Origin of the sequence: Methylopila jiangsuensis, from assembly GCF_027922305.1 — a bacterium.
GTDB lineage: Bacteria > Pseudomonadota > Alphaproteobacteria > Rhizobiales > Methylopilaceae > Methylopila > Methylopila jiangsuensis.
Window position 1 is genome coordinate 354,041 of sequence record NZ_BSFK01000016.1, and the last position, 20,345, is coordinate 374,385.

A 20,345-nucleotide genomic window follows, 5' to 3' on the forward strand; every position below is an offset into this window, starting at 1 on the left:
CGGCTCCAGCCGGCGCGTCGGCGTCAGGCCCAGCGCAACGTGCCGGTCTTGAAGCGCCTGCTTCGCGGAGCTACATTTCGGACAAGCGCCGTCATCGTCGGCGCGGCCGCTGCCCTGGCGAAGGACCGTTTGGTCCAACGACTTTGAATATCTCTTGCGACCGTATCCCTCATCCCGGCCGCCAGAGACGAGCAGCGCGTCTCGATCAGGCCGATTGAAGGACGCTCGCATGTACTCGTCTCTAGACGGCGCGAAGAAGTGCGCCAAGACTCTATGCCGACTGCTCGACGGCAGCGGTTTCATCTACCGGCTCAGCAGCTGCCAAGCTGCGATCGCAAAGGCTGGCGGTTATCGAGACTGGCGAGACCTCGAAGGAGCGCTTGGCTCTGGACGGAGGCCGACCGACCTCGACGCATTCCAGAGGCGGCTGCCCAGGTTGCTTCCGAACGCTTGCGGTCCCGTCGTGCAGGCGTGGCTCGACCACAGCCTGGACGGCGACAAGTCGCTGGATCCAGACGCGCCGCCGCGTTGGTATCTGCACGCGCTGCTGTTCGTGCTGGTGACTGCCGCGCTTCACCGAAGCCGCACCCCTGCGCTCCGGCGGGGATCGGGACCGGGCCAGGAACTGCGGGAAAATCTCGTCGTCGGGTTACTGCTAAATCACCGCGGTCTGGCGAGGGCGGCGCCACGCGTTGATCCCAAGACGCTCTCAATCGTGTTCAAGGGAGAACCCGCGAGCCTGTTCGGCGAAGATTTCCGTCATCCGCGATTCGAAATCGAGCTCGCCGCACTGACCGAGGCCGGGATCATCGAGGCGCGAGAGGGCAAGATCTCGGTGTCCTCGCCCGATCCCGATCTGGTCGTGGCTCGGGTCGCCGATCACATGGCCGGACGAGCACTGGTCGGCATCGGGGCCGTCGCGAAGGACTCTGCAGGAACGCTGCTTGACGCGCTCGTCACCATTGGCGTTCGCAACGCCGCTCGGGTCGCCGACGCGATCGCCCAGCAGGGATCGAAGGCGTTCATCACCCCGTCCGGCGCCGTACTCGACTTGCTGTCGGAGCTGGCCGAAGACGGCGATATCGAGACTTTCGCGAAAACCTACCATCTGTTCGCGACGATCTTGCCGATGAACGCTGCGTATGTCCGTCGCTCGGTTCCCGCCAAGGTTTCCTCGCGATACCTCGCACGTCATCGCGCGTTGAGCGCGTCGAGGATCATGACTTACGCCGCGAAAAACCCTGAGTGGGCGGAGTCGCTCAAGCGGACGGTCGCAGAGCCCGCCTTGTTCGCCCGTACAGTCGAGGACATGGCGGACGCGATCTCGCGCGCGGCCTGAAAGCGCGACCTGAGCCTTGGTCAAACGCCGGGCGACGCCGGCGTTTGACCGCCTTCGCCGACGGCCGAGACCACGCCGGCCGTCGCACTTCACCTGCCGGGCGACGACACGCCGACGCCTATCTGCCGGAACGCGTGTTTCGACTTAATCTGGTATTTCTTAAAGTTGTGCCTCATCGAGCGAGCGAGCTGATTGTGCGGAGCTGTCGTCGCGACGTTCCAAAAGATTGAAGACAACACAAAGAGTTATTGGGCCAGTGTGACATTCGGATCAGATCTTTCTCGCCCTCAGCCTTAAGGCGTTGCCGATCACGCTCACCGACGACAGCGCCATCGCGGCGGCCGCCACGATCGGCGACAGCAGCAGGCCGAAGACCGGATAGAGCGCGCCCGCAGCGATCGGCACGCCGGCTGCGTTGTAGACGAAGGCGAGCGCCAGATTCTGCCGGATGTTGGACATCGTCGCCTTCGACAGCGCGCGCGCCTTGACGATCCCCATCAGATCGCCGCGCACGAGCGTTACGCCGGCGCTTTCTATCGCCACGTCGGTTCCGGTGCCCATCGCGATCCCAACGTCGGCGGCTGCGAGCGCCGGAGCGTCGTTGACGCCGTCGCCGGCCATGGCGACCACGCGTCCTTCGCGCTTCAGCCGCTCGACGACCTCGTGCTTTTCTTCCGGCAGCACGTCGGCCACGACTTCGTCGATGGCGAGGGACCGCGCCACGGCCTCGGCCGTCGTCCGGTTGTCTCCCGTCAGCATCACGATGCGTATGCCTTCGGACTTGAGCGCCCTAACCGCCGGCAGGGTGCTCGGCTTGATCGGGTCGGCGATCGCGATGACGCCCCTCGTGCGTCGGTCGACGGCCACGAAAATCGCAGTGGCGCCGGCCTGACGCAGTTCGTCGGCTCTGGCGGCGAACTCGTCGAGACCGACGCCGGCATCCTGCAGATAGCGAGCGTTACCGAGGAACACCTCGCGACCGTCGACCTTCCCTTGCACGCCCTTGCCGGTCGGCGAGTCGAAATCCTCGACCGCCGGAATCGCCAGCCCCCTTTCTTCCGCGGCCGCCACGACCGCGTGGCCGAGCGGGTGCTCGGAGGCGCGCTCGACTGCGGCTGCGAGAGCGAGCAGCTCGTTCTCGGACATGCCTTCGGCCACGACGATTTCGGTCACGGACGGCCGTCCCTCGGTCAGCGTGCCGGTCTTGTCGACCACCAATGCGTCGACTTTCTCGAGGCGCTCCAGAGCCTCGGCGTTCTTGATCAGGACGCCGAGCGACGCGCCCTTGCCGACGCCGACCATGATCGACATCGGCGTGGCGAGGCCGAGTGCGCAGGGGCAGGCGATGATGAGCACGGCGACCGCTGCGACGAGCCCGTAGGTCAGGCGCGGCTCGGGCCCGACCGCCGCCCAGGCGACGAAGGCGAGGACCGCGACCGCGATCACCGCGGGGACGAACCATCCGGAGACCTGGTCCGCGAGTTTCTGGATGGGCGCGCGCGACCGCTGCGCGTCGGACACCATCTGGACGATACGGGCGAGCATCGTGTCGCGTCCGACCTTCTGGGCCTTGATCGTCAAGGATCCGGACTGGTTGATCGTCCCGCCGATGACGGCGTCGCCGGACGCCTTCGCCACGGGCATCGGTTCGCCGGTGACCATCGACTGGTCGACGTTCGATCGTCCTTCAGCCACGTCTGCGTCCACAGGGATCCGCTCGCCCGGGCGCACGCGAAGCAAGTCGCCGACCGAGATGTCCTCGACCGCGACCTCCTCCTCCGCGCCGTCGGCGCGCACGCGCCGCGCGGTTTTCGGCGCGAGATTGATGAGGGCGCGGATCGCGCCTGAGGTTTGGTCGCGCGCGCGCAGCTCCAGCACCTGGCCAAGAAGCACCAGCACAGTGATGACCGCGGCGGCTTCGAAATAGACCGCGACGGCGCCGTCCGGCCCGCGGAACGCCGGCGGGAACAGCGCAGGCGCGAGCGTCGCCACCACGCTGTAGGCGTAGGCGACGCCGACGCCCATCGCGATCAGCGTGAACATGTTGAGGTTGCGGGTGACGACCGAGGCCCATCCGCGCTGGAAGAACGGCCAGCCGGCCCACAGGACGACCGGCGTCGCCAGCGCGAACTGGATCCAGACGGACGTCGTGGGCGGTACGATATGATGGATGCCGGGAAAGAGATGCCCGCCCATCTCCAGGATGAGGATCGGCGCCGCGAGCGCGAGCCCGATCCAGAGCCGACGCGTCATGTCGGCCAACTCGTGGTTGGGCGCAGCCTCGGCGGTGACCTCTTCCGGTTCGAGCGCCATGCCGCAGATCGGGCAGGAGCCAGGTCCCACCTGCCGGATCTGCGGGTGCATCGGACAGGTGTAGATCGCGCCTTCCGGCGCCTCCGGTCGATCTTTCTGCCGATCGTGAGCGTATTTCGCGGGCTCAGCTTCAAACTTGGACTTGCAACCGGCAGAGCAGAAATAGTGCGCCGCGCCGCCGGCGTCCGATTTGTGTCGCGCTGTAGCGATTTCGACCGTCATCCCGCACACCGGATCGATGGCCGTCTCCGCGTCGATATGGCCATCGTGCGAGTGGCCGTGGACGCCATGGTCCCGCGCAGTCTCGATCGGCGGGCGACGGCCCTCGTGGCTGCCGCAGCATGATCCCGGGGCCTGTTCCGCGGAGTGCGCCATGCCTTAACCTCCCAGATACCAAGGTGGGGTATAAGTCGAATTGATCTTTATACCCGGCAGGGGTACACTTCAAGTGCACCTGATTTGGATCGTCGAATTTGTCCGCCGTCTCGCGCTCAGTGCTGACCGAAAAGCGCCGATCTCAGGTCGCCGTTTCGCGCCTGCTGCGCTTCGTTCTCGCGGTCGTGCTTACGATCGGTTTCATGGGCTTTCACGCGCACGCTGAAATCGAAGTCGGCGGGTCTGGCGCGAGCCATCAGATGGTTTGCGAGTCCGGTGATGGCGACAGATGCCCTGTGCAGGCGAAGTCTGGCGCGAACGAAACGTGCGGGCCGACGGTTTGCGCCGCCATACCCGCTCCGGAGCCTAAGACGGCGTCGATCCTTTCGCTCTCCGGCGTTCTGGCGCTAGCGCTGCCGGACGCCATCGCGCGCAACGTCGTGACAGATCGCGCAACTCCGCCGCCTCGGGGCGTCTGACCGCATCAGCTCGCTCGGCCGCCGGCCTGAAGGTCGCGGCTGGTTGACCCTTTATGGGGCGGCGATCGCGTTCGGACGCGTTTCTCGGCACGCGCGCCGCCAACGGTTCATCTCATGATTCAAACGTCACGCATCGCGGCGGCGTCGCCGCACCGTGTCAGCTCCCTCCTGGATATCCTCGAAAGCCGCTCCTTGGAGCTTGGCGCACGCAAGCGCGTGCTTCCAAGAGGTCAGGCGATCGACATTCCGGACGGCGAATCCTGCGTCCTGATCGTTGTGAGCGGGACGCTCTCGGTCGTCACGCCTACGGTCGAGGGCAAGGAGGCGTTCCTGTCCGACGTCCGACCTGGCGAAATGGTGGGAGAAGCCTTCGCTCTTGGGAATGACAGCGTTCCGCTCGCAGTCACGGCGCTCGAGCGGACGGAAGTCTGGGCGTTGCGAAGGCCGGCCTATCTACGGGCGCTTTCGAGCGCGCCGGATTTCACCGTCGCCGCGATGGACGCCATGTGCCGCAGACAATGCCGCACGAATCTCAGAATGGCGGAGAGCGTGACGATGCATGTCGCTGATCGCCTTGCGGCGGAGCTGCTCAGGATGGCGCAGTCGAGCGACGACGGCGAGCGCATCGAGAGGCTCCCCACCCATCGAGAGCTCGCAGTTCGGATCGCGAGCCATCGGGAGGCCGTGACGAAGGAGCTCAGCCGGCTGGAGCGCGCGGGCGCAATACGCCGGGAGGGACAGAGCCTCGTTCTGATCGGACCGTCCTGGTCGAAGGATGCGCTGTGATGGCGAGGGCCGCGACCGTGGGGGCGGCCGCGGCCCTCTTTCTCGCCGGGTGAAGGTCAGTTCTTCATCCAGTGAGAAGCTCCGTTGGCGCCTATGCTCTGACCGGACCGAGTGTTCGCGCCGGACGGAGCGTTGACGTGCTCCCAGCTCTTGGTGGGGAACTTGTTCGGCGGGATCGTCCGCATCACCCAGCTGCCGTCAGCGTCTGGCGCCCCGAGCCTGGACTGTATCGAATTGGTCAGAGGGTGCGCGGAGGCGATCGTGGCGACCGCGCTGGCGAGAATGAGGCCGAAGCCGAGCGTCCTGAACATGTCAGTCTCCTTGAGCGGCCGGCGATTGCGCCGGTGTTGCAGGAGAGTCTGACGGATCGAGAGCGCGGTATGTGGCGCTCGCCACCAGCGGCGTTTCTTTTCGTGATTACGGTCGTGTCGTTCTTCCGCGCGATCTCGCGGCTCGAAGCGATCGACGGTTTTGACCACGTGGCGCGCGCGGGAACGGCTGACCTGGTCGGTCGGTCACAATCGACTGCGCAGATACCCATTAAGGGTACTTATCGCGAGAGCGGTCCGACCGGCTCGCGCGTTCATCCAACCGGTTCATATCGAAGGAGTTCAGAGTGTTACATCTTGATCGCCCCGTCCTTGCCGCGATGTTCGCAATCGGCCTGATGACGGCGACGACGGCGTTCGCCGAAGACAAGAACGCGACCCAGAACAGCGCTCCGGCTCGCGAGTCCGGGAGCAATTCGACCCATGTCGAGGGCCCCTCCTCGAAGGCCGGCGCGGCTGACCGAGGCGTGACGGAAGGGGGGTCTACGGGCCAGGCCGGCGACGGAAAGAAGGTCACCCCGACACAGACAAGCGGTCACGATCACTGACCGATCGTCTCGACGCCGAGACGCTCGCGCCGAGGCGGGCGTTTCGGCTCCGTCGAATGGGATTGCATTGATACCCGGACTGGGTATGATGAAGGCGATGATGGCGGCCGCTAAAGCATCTTGCGCCAAGCGCCTGAACCGGATCGAGGGTCAGGTTCGCGGAATCGCGCGCATGGTCGAACAAGACCGCTACTGCATCGATGTGGTGACCCAGATCGCGGCTGTTCGCGCGGCCTTGAAGAAGGTGGAGGAGGTCATCCTCCAGGACCACGTTGGTTGCTGCGTCGAGCATGCCATCGAGAGCGGCGACAAGGACGAGCAGCGAAAGAAGGTCGCTGAGCTGGTGGACGTACTCGGAAGGGTGCGCGGATGAGCCTGCGGTCGTTGCTTCGCCTGCTCGCAGGACTGACCGTAGCGATGACGCTGTACGTCGGCTGGACCTCGCCTGGCGAAGCGCATGGCGCCCACGACGCCTCCGCAGTCTCGCAAACGTACGAAGACGTCGTCGGAGCCGCGCCGGCTTCGACGCAGCAACAGGCGGTCGATGCCGGCGCTGAGAGCCGGCCGTCGGCGGACGCGTCAGAGCCGGACTGCGCCGGGCATGGATCGTCGCCTGGTAATGATAGCAAGACCTGCTGCAGCAATACCTGCCACGCCGTCATGTCGACGGAGCTGGGCCTCCCCCTTGCGCTTTCGATGGCTAGAACAGCGTCGCCGCGCGCGACTGAGCCTTCGGCGCTGCAGGGCCCGACAATCCACATCAAGCGTCCTCCGAGACCGCTGGCCGCGTTGGTCGGCTGACGTCTCAGGAACGCTCGCGTCCGGATGACCGTCCGGAATCCGTGAACCGTCCCCTGTCCGTCTGATCGACCGCGCTCGCCGGCGCTGACAGCGCCATTGCGTCCGTCCGTCAGATTTCGGGGTACTTCATGAAGCCGCTTGTCCCGGCCGTCGCAGCGTCGTTCGCCGCGCTTTTGAGCGCCTGCTCGGCGCTGCCGCCATCGCCCGTCGCGGGGTGGGATCCGAATGATCCATCCGCTCCCGCGCCGCACGGGCGCTACGTTTCGGTCACCGCCGGCATGGCCGACTACCGTCCGGTCGAGCCGAAGCCGTGGCTTGAGCAGAACAAGGCCGTCACCTCCAAGCCGATGGAGGGGATGTGATGCGATCAGTTCGCTCCCGCCTCGCTCGCGCGTCGGCCGTCGCCGCGCTATCGGCGACCCTCGGCGCCTGCGCGTCGATTTCCGCCGACCGCGGTATGACGCCGGTCGTCTCTCGGGTTTCGCTCGATCTCGGCAAGGACACCGCGAAGATCGTGACGCCAGCTGACGCGGCTGCCGTCCGGTCCCGTGTCGCGCGCCTTCTTGGCGCGCCGCTGACCGCGGACGCAGCCGTCCAGATCGCGCTTCTCAACAACCGGGGACTACAGGCGGAATACAACGCCCTTGGCGTCTCAGAAGCCGAATACGTCGAGGCGAGCCTGCCGCCGTCGCCGACCGTCTCCATCGAGCGTGTCACCTATCGCGGCGAACTGGACGTCGAGCGCCGGCTCGTCGCCGACTTGCTGTCGCTCCTAACGCTGCCGAGACGCGCAAAGATCGCCGAGACCGAGTTCCGAGCGGCGCAGTACAAGACGATCCAGGCGACGTTCCGCACGGCGGCCAATGCGCGCCGCGCCTATTATCGGGCGGTCGCCGCGCGCGAGACGGCTGCGTTTCTCGAAACAGCGCGCGCTTCGGCCGCTGCGTCCGCCGAGCTGACCAAGAAGCTCGGCGAAACAGGCGCCACAACGAAGCTCAATCAGGCGCGGTCCGGGGCGCTCTATGCCGAGGTCGCGACCGAACTTGCCGAAGCCCGGCTGGAGGCCTCCAAGGAGAGGGAGGCCCTGACCCGTGAGCTTGGCCTCTGGGGCCGAGACCTCGACTATCGACTGCCGTCGCGGCTTCCGGGATTTCCTCGGCTCAAGGCGCAAAGCGATGTCGAAGCAACTGCTCTTCGTCGCCGGGTCGACCTGATCGGCGACAGGCTCGAACTCGATGCTTTGGCGCAGAGCTACGGACTGACCGAGCAGACGCGGGCGATCTCGATGCTCGAGGTCACCGGCATCGCCAATCATTCGAAATCGGCGGAGGGCGACAAGGCTAATCCCAAAGGCTTCGAGGTCGCCGTCCAGATCCCGATCTTCGACTTCGGCAAGGCCCGGTCCGTGAAGGCTCAGGAAGCCTATATGGGCGCGGTCAATCGCCTGCTCGAAAAGGCGGTGAATGTGCGCTCCGAAGCGCGCGAAGCCTACGCGACCTATCGCGGCCGCTACGACATCGCACGGGCCTTCCAGACCCGAGTTCTTCCGCTTCGGAAGATCATCACCGACGAGTCGCAGCTTCAATACAACGGCATGCTGGTCGACGCCTTCGAGCTGCTGACCAACGCCCGCGAGAACGTCGCGAGCAATGTCGCGGCGATCCGAGCCAAGCGCGATTTCTTCATCGCCGACGTCGACTTCCAGGCGGCCCTGATCGGGGGCGGCGGCGCTGAAGAGGCGTCGCCGGAGCCGAAGCTCGCTTCCGCCGCCTCAGCGTCCTCCGCATCGCCCCAATGACCGGGAGAGACATCATGACCGTCTCGCGCAGATCCTTCCTGTCCGCCTCCGCGGCGGGCGCCACCTCGCTGGTCGCGGCGAGCGCCGTCTCCGGCCGCGTCCAGGCCGCCTCGATCCCCGAGGCGGCGACGATGAAGGAGGCGACCATGCAGCCTCCGCTCGCGCCGACCACCGGGCCCGACTACAACCCCGTGGTCACGCTGAACGGCTGGACCGCGCCCTGGCGCATGAACGGCGACTGGAAGGAGTTCCACCTCGTCGCAGAACCCGTGATCCGCGAGCTCGCCCCGGGCATGGTCGCGCATCTGTGGGGCTACAATGGCCAGTCGCCTGGCCCGACCATCGAGGCGGTCGAAGGCGACAAGGTCCGCATCTTCGTCACCAACCGCCTGCCGGAGCACACGACGGTGCACTGGCACGGGCAGCTCCTGCCCTCCGGCATGGACGGCGTCGGCGGGCTGACACAGCCGCACATCAAACCCGGCCAGACCTTCGTCTACGAGTTCCAGCTCCGGAAGAGCGGGACCTTCATGTACCACCCGCATGCCGACGAGATGGTCCAGATGGCCATGGGCATGATGGGCTTCTTCGTCGTGCATCCGAAGGATCCGGCGTTCCGGCGCGTCGACCGCGACTTCGTGTTCCTGATGTCGGCCTACGACATCGATCCGGGGACCTACGTGCCCCGCGTCGCGGAGATGACGGACTTCAATCTCTGGACCTGGAACACCCGGGTGTTTCCGGGGATCGATCCGATCGTCGCGGGCAAGGGCGAGAAGGTGAGGATCCGTTTCGGCAACCTCACCATGACCAACCACCCGATCCACATGCACGGCTACGACTTCAAGGTGTCGTGCACCGACGGCGGCTGGGTGCCGGAGGCCGCGGCCTGGCCCGAGGTCACGATCGACTGCGCGGTCGGGCAGATGCGCGCCTTCGACTTCGTGGCGGACGTTCCCGGCGACTGGGCGATCCACTGCCACAAGTCGCACCACACCATGAACGCCATGGGCCACGAGGTCTCGAACTTCATCGGCGTGAACAAGAAAGACATCGCCAAGAAGATCAAGGCTGTCGTGCCCGGCTACATGCCGATGGGCCAGGCCGGCATGGCCGACATGGGAGAGATGGAGATGCCGCTCCCCGACAACACCCTTCCGATGATGACCGGCTTCGGCCAGTTCGGCCCGATCGAGATGGGCGGGATGTTCACGGTGGTGAAGATCCGCGAGGGGCTGCAGCGCGGCGATTACAAGGATCCCGGCTGGTTTAAGCATCCCGAGGGTCAGGTCGCTTTCGAATGGAAGGGACATGCGCCGGGCGCAGCAAGCGCGCCGCCCGCCCAGCCAAAACCTGGCGACATGCAGATGAACGTCGTGAAGCCCAAGGCGGGCTCCGGCGGGCATGCCAACCACTGATCTCAACGAAAACCGGACCCCACACATGAAGCTGATGTTCAAGACCGCAGCCGTCGTCGCGACGGTTCTGCTCCCGACCTTCGCCATCGCCGACGCCGGTCACGATCACGGCGGCGCTCGCGCCTACGGAGAGCCTGGCGACTCCAAGAAGCCGGCCCGAACGGTCGAGATCGTCATGAAGGAGACCGACGACGGCAAAATGCTGTTCGAGCCGAACTCGATTTCGGCGAGCAAAGGCGAGCAGATCCGCTTCGTCTTGAAGAATGAGGGCCAACTCGACCACGAATTCATGCTCGCGACCCGCGCCGAGAACGACAAGCACGCCATCGCGATGCAGAAGAATCCGGACATGGAGCACGATGATCCAAACGGCCGGCGCATCGCGCCCGGAAAAACAGAAGAGATTGTCTGGAAATTCTCAAAGTCCGGAGATTTCAACTTCGCCTGCCTGATCCCGGGGCATCGCGAGTCCGGGATGGACGGCTCCGTCGCCGTCAAGTGACCCCAGAGACGAAAGGAAAAACGATGAGGACGTTCAGGACCATCACTGGCGCGCTCGCCTTCACGGTTCTCGCCGCGACCGCGGCCGCCGCAGCTGACGGGACCGTCAAGAAGATCGACGAAAGCGCCGGCAAGGTCACCCTGGAGCACGGCCCGATCAAGAACCTCGGTATGGATGAAGGCATGACCATGGTCTTCAAGGCGGGCGATCCCGCCATGCTGAAATCTGTGAAAGTCGGCGACAAGGTCAGCTTTGAGGCCGAACGTGTGAACGGCCAGATCACCGTCACCAAAATTCAGAAGAAATGAGTGCTGGCGGCGGGCGCGGATCTCTGCGCCCGCCACCTAATCGATCTTGGGAGACGAACAATGTTGAGAATGTTACTGGCGACGACCGTCGCCATGAGCGCCGCCACCGCGATCGCACAGGAAAGCAAGTCCGCCCCTGAAGGAACGGAAAGCCTTCCCAAGGCCTGCCAAGTCGCGTCGCCCGGGCAGGGTATGACGGGCAAGGCGATGGAGATGGGCGATATGGCGTCCCACTCGATGTCGGACATGGGCGAAGCCCAAATGGCTTCGATGAAGGCGATGCAGGACATGAACCGGACGATGAGAGCGACCCACGGGATCAAAGATCCCGATCTCGCCTTCGTCTGCGGGATGATCGCTCATCACCGCGGCGCCGTGGCCATGAGCAAGATCGAACTGCAGAGCGGCAAGGACGATCAGGCGAAGGCCTGGGCCAAGAAGATCATCGCCGACCAGGAGAAGGAGATCTCCGAATTCGAAGCGTGGGCGAACAAACGCGCGCAGTGACGTTTCCCGCGTAAGCCGCGATCTAGGGAGGATTGCATGGCTCGTCGCGCTCCAAGGCCGCCACGATGTCAGCGCCAAGCTGTCCTGTACGGGGTCTGCCTTGCCGCCCTCGTCGGTCCCGCCGGCGCGACAGGGGCTGGTCCCACAGGGAATGCCGCCGACACGGATGTCCTGGCCAACGTCCTGTCGACGGCATACCTCGCGGAGAATCTGAGCCGCGTCTGCGGCGAGCAGAACCGTTGGTTTTTTGAAGATACAAAAGGCTCAAGCGGCGATGGGCGGGCGTTCTCGGAGCACATCAAGTCGGAGGTGCTGGCCCGGCTGTCCGCCAACGACGCCAGCATCGTCGTCGTCAGGGCTGCCAACGCCGCTCGTGCGGTCTCGCTCGGCATGATTCACGTCATGGGCGAAGACACTGACGCCGCCGAGACCGCACGCATCGCGGGCTGGTGTGAGACCACCGCCAAGCCGTTGGTGAAAGGCATCCTGGCTCAACATGACATCCGTCATGATCTGTTCGAACGGATGCTCTCTCGGGCAAAGCAGTAATTCGGCTCCAAGGTCGCATCGGTGACGGCGCGGACATGTCATGTCCGCATGCCGCGTTCTAGGTCGGCGTGAATGTCCGCCGCTCGAAACGACCAGGGCTTCCAAAGGCTCCTTGGACGTGCGCCCCAGCATTCCGCGACCCGAGGGAGAACCTCTGAACCATCACCGTTAGGTGATGAGACGTGTGGCGGCGGCCACATCGAAGACTGTCGAGATGCGTCACGTTCGCTCTGAGCTCAAGTCGAGAGCAACAGATGGAGCGAATGGACATGAAGACTTTTGTGATGGCGAGCCTGGTCCTGATCGGCTCGATCGGAGCGGCGCTCGCCGCCGACACCACGATCCCCAACTCGACCAATCAGCACGGTCGAGATCGTGAGGATTTCTACGCCAGCATCCCCAAAATCGGGGAGCTGATGAAAGGCTCGCTGGTCCGCGAGAAGAGCCCCGAACAGCTCTCCGCCAATACGCACGATCACAGCGCTGGCGACGGCAAGCACGACGCGAACCGCGTCATGACTCGCTGAGAGCAACGCATTCGACAGGAAGCGCTTCGGTTCGGTCGATCGACCGAACCGAAGCCTGTTTCTTGGAGGCGAAAATGAACGTCGAGGTTTCCGCTCTGCTTAAAATGGTGGTCGTGACCGCGGCCTTGGCCGGGCCAGGTTTGGCGTCGATCGCGCCTGCTGTAGCCGCGCAAAGAGAAGGGACGTCTGCGCAGGGAGCGTATCGGCGCATTGGGCTGACGCCGCCGTCCTGCGACGACTCGAAAAGGGTCGTCGTCAGGACGCTTACGGATGACGCATCCGTCCGTCACGAACAGCTCGTTCACTGGACCCGGCATAACTTCAAGGGTTACCAGATGAAGCCCGTCTGCGCGCTGATCCAGGTTCGCTGACGGAGGCCCAAACGCCCTATCGGCGCCAGCCCGCAATCTCACCGGCTTGCGGCGAAAGTCCGGTTGACGCCGACGGCCCGCCTTTCAGCTATCGAAGGCCACAGAGCGAGCAAGGTCCTCCTGTGCCTGCAGGGCGGCGAGGCGAGCTTGAAGCGCCGTTTGAACGACCGTGAAGGCGTCGCCGCCGAGGGTCACACGCAGCGGCGGCCGATCTTGCGTGGCGACGGTGAAGATCGCTCGAGCGATCTTCACCGGATCCAGCGTGTAAAGTTCGTCACCTGCGGTCTCGAACATTCGGCGTATCGCGCCAGCTGGGGTATCTCGGTAGGCGGCAATCTCCGAAGCGAATTGCAGATTCCGGCTGAAGCTGGTTCGCGCCCCGCCCGGTTCGACAAGAGTGACGAACACGTCGAACGGCTCAAGCTCTTGACGCAGACACTCGCTGAAGCCCTCGAGACCCCACTTGGCGGCGTGATACATGCTGCTGGTTGGTAGTGAGTTCTGACCGCTGGCGCTCGAAATCTGGATGATCCGGCCGCTCTTCCGCTCGCGCATTGTAGGGATGAAGGCCCGCGTGATGTGCACGGGCCCCAGCAGATTGAGCGCGATCTGCCCCTCGATCTCCGCGTCCGACATCTCCTCAGTGGCGCCGACAATGCCGCCGCCGGCGTTGTTGACCAGAACGTCGACGGGACGGCGATGCTGCGTCCGGGCGACGAGGGGGTCAATCTCGGCCGTAGCCGTCACATCGAACTGCTCGACTGTAAGCGTCCTCGGATAGCGCGCCACGAGATCGTCGAGGCTTTGCGTCTTGCGGACGGTTGCTGTCAGATCGTGGCCGGCGGCGAGGACGGTCTCTGCGAGATGTCGGCCGATGCCGCTGGAGGCGCCGGTGAGAAACCAATGCATGGACATGGAACGCTCCATTTGTTACCTACCGGTTGGTAACTTCAGTAGCGAGGAGCGTCAAGCGGTGAGAGCCCGATGAGTAATGGGCCCAAGCGCAACGCGGCGCGGACTCGTGAAAAACTGCTCGAAGCGGCGATAGAGGAATTTGCCGCCAACGGCTTTGCGGGCGCTCGAATAGACCGCATTGCGGCAGCCGCCGGCATCAGCAAGCCGATGCTCTACGCCTATTTCGGCGACAAAGATGCGCTGTTTGAGGCTGCGCTTACGCAGGAGATCATGGCCGCGGCCGATCTAGACCGCTTCGACCCCTACGATCTGGAGGACTATGCAGGTCGAACCTATGACCTTCTCGCCACAAGACCACAATTGTGGCGGCTGCTCACTTGGCATCATTTGGAACGAGGCCAGGACATATTGTTGTTGCCGGCCGGCCAGGATCTTCTGAAAGCGAAGCAGGAGGGGATAGCCAAAGCGCAGACGGAGGGGCGGATCAGGCGCGATTTCGCGCCTATGGACGTGATCCGCTTGGTGGCCGCCCTTTCGCAGCTTTGGTGTATGAGCGAACCCGCTCGATCCAAACGAGAACACAATGCGCGTCGAACGACCGTGAAGCGGGCTGTAGCTCGCCTCTTGATCGAAAGCTGAACGCGAAGAAGTTATACAACTTGAGTGCCGCCGCAAGCAAGCGGACTACGAGAGAATGGTGCATGCTTGGGGCAGCTGAAAGCAGTCTCTGCCACAGGTCGTGGCTACTGTCGTGTTGAGCTTCGGTGCAAGCGCGGTTACTTACATGACGCGCCTCATCGCGGAGAGGTCGCCGTTGACCTTCAGCGTCACGGTCACGTCGGCCTTGCCGCGGTTCCTCCAAAACCAGCCGTGCTTGCCGTCGAAGGCGGCCTCAAGGACACCCGCTTGGCTCGGGACGGCGCGGCCCTTCTCGTAGCTGGTGGACTGCTGGCCGGCGCCGTCGGCGTGCATGTCGAAGTTCACGACGCCGCCCCCGACAGTCCACGCGAAGTTCACCTTGGCGGTCTTCTTCATGTCGAGCTTCACCTCGGCGCCCTCGCCGGGCCTGAGCGTGACCTTGGTCTCCTCGGATTTCTGCGCGGCCTCCTGCGCGTGAGCGGAGCCGACGAAGAGCTCAGGCCAGCCATCACTCATGGACTTCGCCTAAAATGCGGGCCGCCTTTATCGAGGCGATCCAGTGATATCTATCCGCAGCAGCCGGAGCGCGTTGGCGGTGACGACCACGGTCGCGCCGCTGTCGGCGAGGATCGCCATCCAGAGCGGGGTGAAGCCGACAAGGGTGGCGATGAGGAACGCGCCCTTCAGGCCGGGGCCAGCGCGACGTTGGATCATCGAGGCGTTGTTGCCTCGTTCGGTATGAACGGGATTGATCAAACGGAGGGCTTGGCCGCACCTATCGCGTGACACGATCCTTCACATTCAAAACCTTCGAGGGCGCTTTGCCAGGCTCTCCGTCTGATCCATTGATCTGCAGCGCCTGCGTCCCGGTGAAGCGGTTCGCAAATTGGATCCGCGCGCACGGTTCCCGCGGCCAATGCGAGATCAATCCGTCCCACGGCGCCCGGCGCAACGTGGCGCCGGCTTCGGATCTCGCCGTTGAGGTCGACTCGTTCTTTCGGGCCCACTACGTGCAGGGTGGCTATGACATCACTGTTGACGACGACGACCGCACCCACCACGAGCAACGCGGGGAAGGTTTCAAAGAGATTCTGTTGGAAGAGCTAGGATGCGACGATGACGTTCTCTCGTCCATCGTCGATCAATTACCAGACGTAGATTGGCACGACAAATCTCAGGGAGCTGAGACATTTTACGACGACTCGATCAATTTCGAGAGCCTTGCGGAGATCCGACGTCGCGACGAAGCGGATGAGGCAGAGTATTGGTATGAGCGGCGCTTTCAGTTTCAGTGGGAGGATTTCAGCGAGCAGGTGCAATACAGACAGCGGTTTTTCGATATCAAGAAGCCGCTTGATCAGCTTTTCGGGAAGCCAAGCGAGTATGACGATGGCGCCGTCCGGCCCGTTTACAGCCTCCCCGTCGGCCAACGCCTTTATCGAGCCCGTCTGCTTGGACGTGATCTGACTGAGGAGAAGCTACGGTCAAACGCAGCCGCTGAACTTGGCGCGCCGCCAAGGGAGAAAGCTGCCGCCGGACGCATGAACGTGGAGTTCATTCCGGCCTTCTACGCAGCGTTCAGCCTTGAGACCGCTGTTGCAGAGATACGACCAGGCATCGGCGAAGAGGTTGCGATTGGCGAGTTCGAGGTTCGGACGGAGCTGAAGGTTTTCGATTTCACAGCTTTCGCGCGTAAACGCGACGAGCATTGGGAGCAGATGATCCGCCACACCCGCTACGACTTTATCAAGCAGATGGAGGACATGATCAGCAAGCCTGTGCTGCCGTCAGACCGACAACGCGAGTATATACCGACGCAGATCGTTGGCGAGTACCTAAAGAGATACTTTAATTGTGATGCAGTGATTTATAAATCTGCGATGATGAAAGATGCCGAAATTGATACTCGGAACATCGTCATCTGGAATAAGGGACGTTTATTCGTCGGGGAGGGTGCGCCGCTCGCGTATGTCGGGCATGAAATAAAAGAGGTAGCAAACGTCACCTACAGGCTTTCCGGTTTCCCGTTTTGAAGGGTCGGCTGAAGCCCGCGGCCAGGCATCTCAAGCTTCAGGTCGGGCATGCTTCTTTCTAGTGAGGGAGGCTAACGCTGATCGCCAGGAGCCGGCAGGCATCGCGTCCTGGGCGCGGCCTTCCCCCCACTTTGCACGTTTGGCCTCGTCGCCTCTGAATTCACGCCGGTCAGCCTGCTAACGCCGATCGCGGCGGACCTCGGAGTCACTGGAGGACAAGCTCCTCGGCTCGGCTCGGCTCGGCGCCGGCCTCCCCGCAGCGCGCCAATCGACGTTGCGAAAAAGTCGGTCGTGGGGGCGACTGTGAGCGCGGAAAGTTCGCGACCTGTCAGGCTGGTGGTCTTTTTTGTCGACGACCACCACAGCGCCTGCTCTCGCCACCGCGGCCATTGTCGCGCCCTCGCCACCGTTGAGTGTTTCAGCCGCCTGCCTGTACGAGCGACAACAAGACGGACCTTGTCCTTACCCAGCTCTCTCTTACTGGGACGACCCGCGTGCGGTCAGGCGGCTTGGCGGCGGCCAAACTCCGAGGGCCGGACTCGGTTTTGGCTCATTGCCCAGCTACGGGTACGACTACCGGAAGCGTGGCGGTTTGGACTCTATCGACAGGAATAATTCGATGTTCTATTTTTGTTCCGACGCCTATGCACAAGCGTGAGCGCCTCTATCATTGCGTGTGACCGGCGTTTGATCGATCGTCTTTTGACGCTGAGGGATTGGGGTCCAAAATGAGGAATTATGACGACTTGGTCAGGCAGGCTCGCGAGCAGGGTCATTTCAAAGCGGACCAGTCGAAAATTCCTTTGACCACGGCCATCCTCGGCAAGCTGATCGTTGCGGCATGGGCGGCCGAGAACGGCCGCTCCGATCTGCCCAGACGCGAGAGGGTGATGGCTGCGCTGCTCGATCGCGCGAACGACGCCCCTGCCGAGGTACGGCAGGTCATGCATGTCGATCGGCGCCTGACCGGTCCTGTGATCGCCGAGTATTCCGAGTATCTCGCATCAGCTCAAATTGATGGATTGATAAAGCGCTACAACCCTGACTATGTTCGCGTCGCAGTTGAAATCGACCGGGCCACGGGGGCCGATTTGCTGAACGATTACCGCGATCGACCGGCGGTCGTCGAATGGGTGAAGAGCGTGACCCGGAAGCTCCTCGAACCGAGATCCGCAAGGTTTGTGAGTGAGCAGCACGTCCGCGCTTCTACCTGATCTGCGGAAGAGGCTGTCAGCCGCTGGTCCTTTCATCGACGCCGTTTTCGAACATCTCGCTCCGCGGCTGATCCCGGACGAACAAATCCGGGCGTCCAAGAACGCAAAGCGATTTAACGATCCGATCTGGAAGACCATCAAGCTCGACTATGAAGAGGTCGCGCTGGTGGAGCTTCCGCTTTTCCAGCGCTTGAGGCGGATCCGACAGCTCGGCCTGGCCTATCTGGTCTACCCCTCAGCCCATCATACCCGGTTCGAGCACTCCCTCGGCGCCTTGCATGTCGCAGAGCAAATGCTCGCGACCTTGACGACGAAATCCGAAGACCAGGGGCCGAGCGACCGGGATCGTCGACTGGTGCGTCTGGCGGCGCTGCTCCACGACTGCGGGCATACGTCCTTCAGTCATGTTGGCGAACGGGCGCTGAACGCCGAGGCATCGATCTGCGATCAATTCCGGACGGTGAACGCGATCCTCAATGAGGCGTTCAAAGATCAGGTCCGGGAGCAGCTCGCCGACCTCATGTCGAAGGACAAAGGCCAGCCCGCGCCGAGCACGCTGGGCCAGACCAGTCCGCCGACTGCCGAACTGATCTCCATCCTACTTGTACTCAGCGCGCCGATGGAGCGCTTCGCATCGCGGCTTGGCGTTACGGCTGAGGATCTTATGCTTGTGGCGTCCCTGATCATGGGACGCCCGCACAATTTCTCCGACAAGGACGGGATCTATCCAGATTACCTGAAATCGATCGTGTCTGGCGATCTCGACTCCGACAAACTCGACTACGTCGCGAGAGACGCTTATTTCGCCGGAATTCCGATCGCCGCCGACGTCGACCGGTTGATCTCTCAATTGGCGCTCGTCAATCACGTCGTCAGATCGAACACCAACCGCAAGCTGAACTGTAAGCTGCTGGGTGTTCTGCCTTCAGGCGTTTCGGCGTTCGAGATGTTCGTGATGACGCGATCCTACATGTTCAGCCGCGTTTACCAGCATCCAAAAGTCCGGGTCGCGGAACGGGCGCTGGTGCGTTCAATCGGTCAGGCGCTTGCAAAGAAGTCCGCTGCCGGTGGCGATGTTGAAAGGAACGTCATCGACCTGCTTTACGGGATCCATGGCGACGACGCCTGTTTGCTTCAACTCGACCAGGATCTTGGGGCGTCTCAGTCGATCGCGCAGAGCTGGCGCAAGCCGCGGCGAGCGCTCGCCATCACGCCGCGAAACGTGGTCGGCTACGACGAGGATAACGGGCTCACGGTCTCGGCGTTGCTCAAGCAATGGAGCAAGGCTGCAGACGTGCTGATCAATGATCCAAGTCCGATCGAATCCAAGATCGCGAAGCTGCTCGGAGCAACGGACGATGCCGTGGTGGTCGACTGGCAGCGTCCGCCCAACATCAAGGAAAACCCAGCAATTTTCGTGAGCGACGCATTCGCCAAGAGCAGTTTGACGCCGATCTCTCGGGCCTTTGACATCAGCCAGCTCGCCAAAGCCTACGAGGACGTGAAGAGCCTCGCTTGGGTGTTCGTCGATCACGAAAACATCGCCGATGCATCGGTGGCGGCCGCAATCGTCCTGAACGACGAGTTCGGTTTGATGCCGCGGAAGAGTGCTATCACGGACGCCAAGATTGACCTCGACGAGTTCGCCCACGCGCTGGAAGACCTGAAAAAAACTCCCCATCACGCCGGCCTGATCGGCGCATCGATGGACGCGATCAGCACAAACCTAAGGGGCACGCTGGTCATTCCCGCACGGATGTTGGAGCGATACCTGCCGTTTGCCGAAGCGGACCGCACGCCCGCGGCGTTCGAGCTCGCAGACGCGCTCGCGGCACTCAATCTTTCCTATGGACACTTGGGCGAGGTGAACGCTGCGTTGACGGTGCTTCGCGCCGTAGGTGAATTCATTGTCGACAAGCAGGAGGAAGGGCAAACAGCCAAGCTGTCTCTCGACGAAACCGAGCTTCAGAAGGAGCTGTCGAACTATCTGAGAGCGAGATTCCGCGACGATGACACCATTCAGTTCAGCCAGGAGGCGCAAGGCGCGAATGGCCGACTTGATCTCCTCGTTTCGGCTGGCCGGTCCAACCGTATTCGCGTCGTTGTCGAGCTGAAGGCCGAGGAGGCGACGTTCGAGACCTCGGTCAAAAACAACATCGACCAGCTCGAAAGTTATCTCGCGCAAGAGACTGTTGGGCGCGTGGGCATTCTGTTCTGTCGCTTTAAGTGTGACGACGACCGCAAGCTTAGAGAGTTGGTGGAGCTAAAGGCGCTGAAGGACGACAAGCTTGCGATCTGTGTCGGACAGAATGTGCCTCGGGACACCGCATCCAGGCGAAAGAGATTGAAAGGCGCGCCCGCATCTGGATTGGCTCAGACCTCATGACCGCTCGACCGAACTCCTGCGGTAAATGCGGTTGGCGATCGCACGACGCTATTGCGAACTGGGAGTGGGGCGCCGATCGACGGCGCTGATTGTGGGCTCGGGCCCACGCCGCGATCGCGGGGATCAGGTCTGTTCTCCCGAAGAGCAGCTGCGTCGATCTGGTCCATGGCGCGTCCGCTATCGCGCCTACCGAAGCGCGCCTCAAGCA

General features: G+C 63.2%; 23 protein-coding genes. 18 read left to right on the top strand and 5 right to left on the bottom strand.

Annotated elements, in window-relative coordinates:
- The first annotated feature begins 229 nt into the window (after nucleotides 1-229).
- A complete protein-coding gene (locus tag PKE85_RS14490) occupies nucleotides 230-1,339 on the top strand; it encodes a hypothetical protein (RefSeq protein ID WP_271205477.1) in 1,110 nt (369 codons plus the stop codon).
- Nucleotides 1,340-1,609: 270 nt separating this feature from the next.
- Here the strand turns inward: PKE85_RS14490 and PKE85_RS14495 are convergent, their stop codons facing one another.
- On the bottom strand, nucleotides 1,610-4,027 hold the full coding sequence (locus tag PKE85_RS14495) for a heavy metal translocating P-type ATPase (protein WP_271205478.1): 2,418 nt from the start codon (nucleotides 4,025-4,027) through the stop codon (nucleotides 1,610-1,612).
- Nucleotides 4,028-4,125: 98 nt separating this feature from the next.
- Here PKE85_RS14495 and PKE85_RS14500 point away from each other — a divergent pair, with 98 nt between their 5' ends.
- Both PKE85_RS14500 and PKE85_RS14505 read left to right on the top strand, forming a co-directional pair.
- Nucleotides 4,126-4,506 carry a hypothetical protein gene (locus tag PKE85_RS14500; protein WP_271205479.1) on the top strand — a complete coding sequence of 127 codons (381 nt, stop codon included), beginning with the start codon at nucleotides 4,126-4,128 and terminating at the stop codon, nucleotides 4,504-4,506.
- Between the two features lie 192 nt (nucleotides 4,507-4,698).
- Nucleotides 4,699-5,292, top strand: coding sequence for a Crp/Fnr family transcriptional regulator (locus PKE85_RS14505; RefSeq protein WP_271205480.1), 594 nt, complete (start codon nucleotides 4,699-4,701; stop codon nucleotides 5,290-5,292).
- A 56-nt stretch (nucleotides 5,293-5,348) separates the two neighbouring features.
- Here the strand turns inward: PKE85_RS14505 and PKE85_RS14510 are convergent, their stop codons facing one another.
- Nucleotides 5,349-5,771, bottom strand: a complete 423-nt coding sequence (locus PKE85_RS14510; RefSeq protein WP_271205481.1) for a hypothetical protein — start codon at nucleotides 5,769-5,771, stop codon at nucleotides 5,349-5,351.
- Nucleotides 5,772-5,908: 137 nt separating this feature from the next.
- Between PKE85_RS14510 and PKE85_RS14515 the strand changes: the two genes are divergently transcribed.
- The 11 genes from PKE85_RS14515 (at nucleotide 5,909) to PKE85_RS14565 (ending at nucleotide 12,950) form a co-directional block, all read left to right on the top strand.
- Nucleotides 5,909-6,169, top strand: a complete 261-nt coding sequence (locus tag PKE85_RS14515) for a hypothetical protein (RefSeq protein ID WP_271205482.1) — start codon at nucleotides 5,909-5,911, stop codon at nucleotides 6,167-6,169.
- Between the two features lie 85 nt (nucleotides 6,170-6,254).
- Complete coding sequence (locus PKE85_RS14520) at nucleotides 6,255-6,542, top strand: metal-sensitive transcriptional regulator (protein WP_428981360.1); 288 nt, start codon at nucleotides 6,255-6,257, stop codon at nucleotides 6,540-6,542.
- Between the two features lie 556 nt (nucleotides 6,543-7,098).
- Nucleotides 7,099-7,332: a hypothetical protein gene (locus tag PKE85_RS14525; protein WP_271205483.1), complete on the top strand. Its 234-nt coding sequence runs from the start codon at nucleotides 7,099-7,101 to the stop codon at nucleotides 7,330-7,332.
- The gene (locus PKE85_RS14530; RefSeq protein ID WP_271205484.1) at nucleotides 7,332-8,768 is read left to right on the top strand and encodes a TolC family protein; all 1,437 of its coding nucleotides are present in this window, start codon (nucleotides 7,332-7,334) and stop codon (nucleotides 8,766-8,768) included. The genes PKE85_RS14525 and PKE85_RS14530 overlap by 1 nt, the downstream gene beginning before the upstream one ends.
- Nucleotides 8,769-8,782: 14 nt before the next feature.
- The gene (locus PKE85_RS14535; protein ID WP_271205485.1) at nucleotides 8,783-10,186 is read left to right on the top strand and encodes a multicopper oxidase family protein; all 1,404 of its coding nucleotides are present in this window, start codon (nucleotides 8,783-8,785) and stop codon (nucleotides 10,184-10,186) included.
- 25 nt (nucleotides 10,187-10,211) lie between these two features.
- Complete coding sequence (locus tag PKE85_RS14540; protein ID WP_271205486.1) at nucleotides 10,212-10,688, top strand: cupredoxin domain-containing protein; 477 nt, start codon at nucleotides 10,212-10,214, stop codon at nucleotides 10,686-10,688.
- 23 nt (nucleotides 10,689-10,711) lie between these two features.
- Nucleotides 10,712-10,996 carry a copper-binding protein gene (locus PKE85_RS14545; protein ID WP_271206071.1) on the top strand — a complete coding sequence of 95 codons (285 nt, stop codon included), beginning with the start codon at nucleotides 10,712-10,714 and terminating at the stop codon, nucleotides 10,994-10,996.
- A 93-nt stretch (nucleotides 10,997-11,089) separates the two neighbouring features.
- On the top strand, nucleotides 11,090-11,503 hold the full coding sequence (locus PKE85_RS14550) for a DUF305 domain-containing protein (protein WP_271205487.1): 414 nt from the start codon (nucleotides 11,090-11,092) through the stop codon (nucleotides 11,501-11,503).
- A 36-nt stretch (nucleotides 11,504-11,539) separates the two neighbouring features.
- Nucleotides 11,540-12,052, top strand: coding sequence for a hypothetical protein (locus PKE85_RS14555; protein WP_271205488.1), 513 nt, complete (start codon nucleotides 11,540-11,542; stop codon nucleotides 12,050-12,052).
- Between the two features lie 269 nt (nucleotides 12,053-12,321).
- Nucleotides 12,322-12,579, top strand: coding sequence for a hypothetical protein (locus PKE85_RS14560; RefSeq protein WP_271205489.1), 258 nt, complete (start codon nucleotides 12,322-12,324; stop codon nucleotides 12,577-12,579).
- Nucleotides 12,580-12,653: 74 nt separating this feature from the next.
- Nucleotides 12,654-12,950 (top strand): hypothetical protein, encoded by a 297-nt coding sequence (locus PKE85_RS14565; RefSeq protein WP_271205490.1) that lies wholly within the window; start codon nucleotides 12,654-12,656, stop codon nucleotides 12,948-12,950.
- 84 nt (nucleotides 12,951-13,034) lie between these two features.
- On the opposite strand, the gene PKE85_RS14570 is transcribed toward PKE85_RS14565, so the two are convergent.
- Nucleotides 13,035-13,865 carry an SDR family oxidoreductase gene (locus tag PKE85_RS14570; RefSeq protein WP_271205491.1) on the bottom strand — a complete coding sequence of 277 codons (831 nt, stop codon included), beginning with the start codon at nucleotides 13,863-13,865 and terminating at the stop codon, nucleotides 13,035-13,037.
- 69 nt (nucleotides 13,866-13,934) lie between these two features.
- Here PKE85_RS14570 and PKE85_RS14575 point away from each other — a divergent pair, with 69 nt between their 5' ends.
- Nucleotides 13,935-14,504: a TetR/AcrR family transcriptional regulator gene (locus PKE85_RS14575; RefSeq protein WP_271205492.1), complete on the top strand. Its 570-nt coding sequence runs from the start codon at nucleotides 13,935-13,937 to the stop codon at nucleotides 14,502-14,504.
- 141 nt (nucleotides 14,505-14,645) lie between these two features.
- Here the strand turns inward: PKE85_RS14575 and PKE85_RS14580 are convergent, their stop codons facing one another.
- Nucleotides 14,646-15,020, bottom strand: coding sequence for a hypothetical protein (locus tag PKE85_RS14580; protein ID WP_271205493.1), 375 nt, complete (start codon nucleotides 15,018-15,020; stop codon nucleotides 14,646-14,648).
- Between the two features lie 27 nt (nucleotides 15,021-15,047).
- The gene (locus PKE85_RS14585; RefSeq protein ID WP_271206097.1) at nucleotides 15,048-15,218 is read right to left on the bottom strand and encodes a hypothetical protein; all 171 of its coding nucleotides are present in this window, start codon (nucleotides 15,216-15,218) and stop codon (nucleotides 15,048-15,050) included.
- Nucleotides 15,219-15,373: 155 nt separating this feature from the next.
- Here PKE85_RS14585 and PKE85_RS14590 point away from each other — a divergent pair, with 155 nt between their 5' ends.
- The 3 genes from PKE85_RS14590 (at nucleotide 15,374) to PKE85_RS14605 (ending at nucleotide 20,137) form a co-directional block, all read left to right on the top strand.
- Complete coding sequence (locus tag PKE85_RS14590) at nucleotides 15,374-16,537, top strand: RES family NAD+ phosphorylase (protein WP_271205494.1); 1,164 nt, start codon at nucleotides 15,374-15,376, stop codon at nucleotides 16,535-16,537.
- Between the two features lie 728 nt (nucleotides 16,538-17,265).
- Complete coding sequence (locus PKE85_RS14600) at nucleotides 17,266-17,751, top strand: hypothetical protein (RefSeq protein WP_271205495.1); 486 nt, start codon at nucleotides 17,266-17,268, stop codon at nucleotides 17,749-17,751.
- A complete protein-coding gene (locus PKE85_RS14605) occupies nucleotides 17,723-20,137 on the top strand; it encodes an HD domain-containing protein (RefSeq protein ID WP_271205496.1) in 2,415 nt (804 codons plus the stop codon). Before PKE85_RS14600 ends, PKE85_RS14605 begins: the two co-directional genes overlap by 29 nt.
- Nucleotides 20,138-20,345 lie beyond the last annotated feature (208 nt).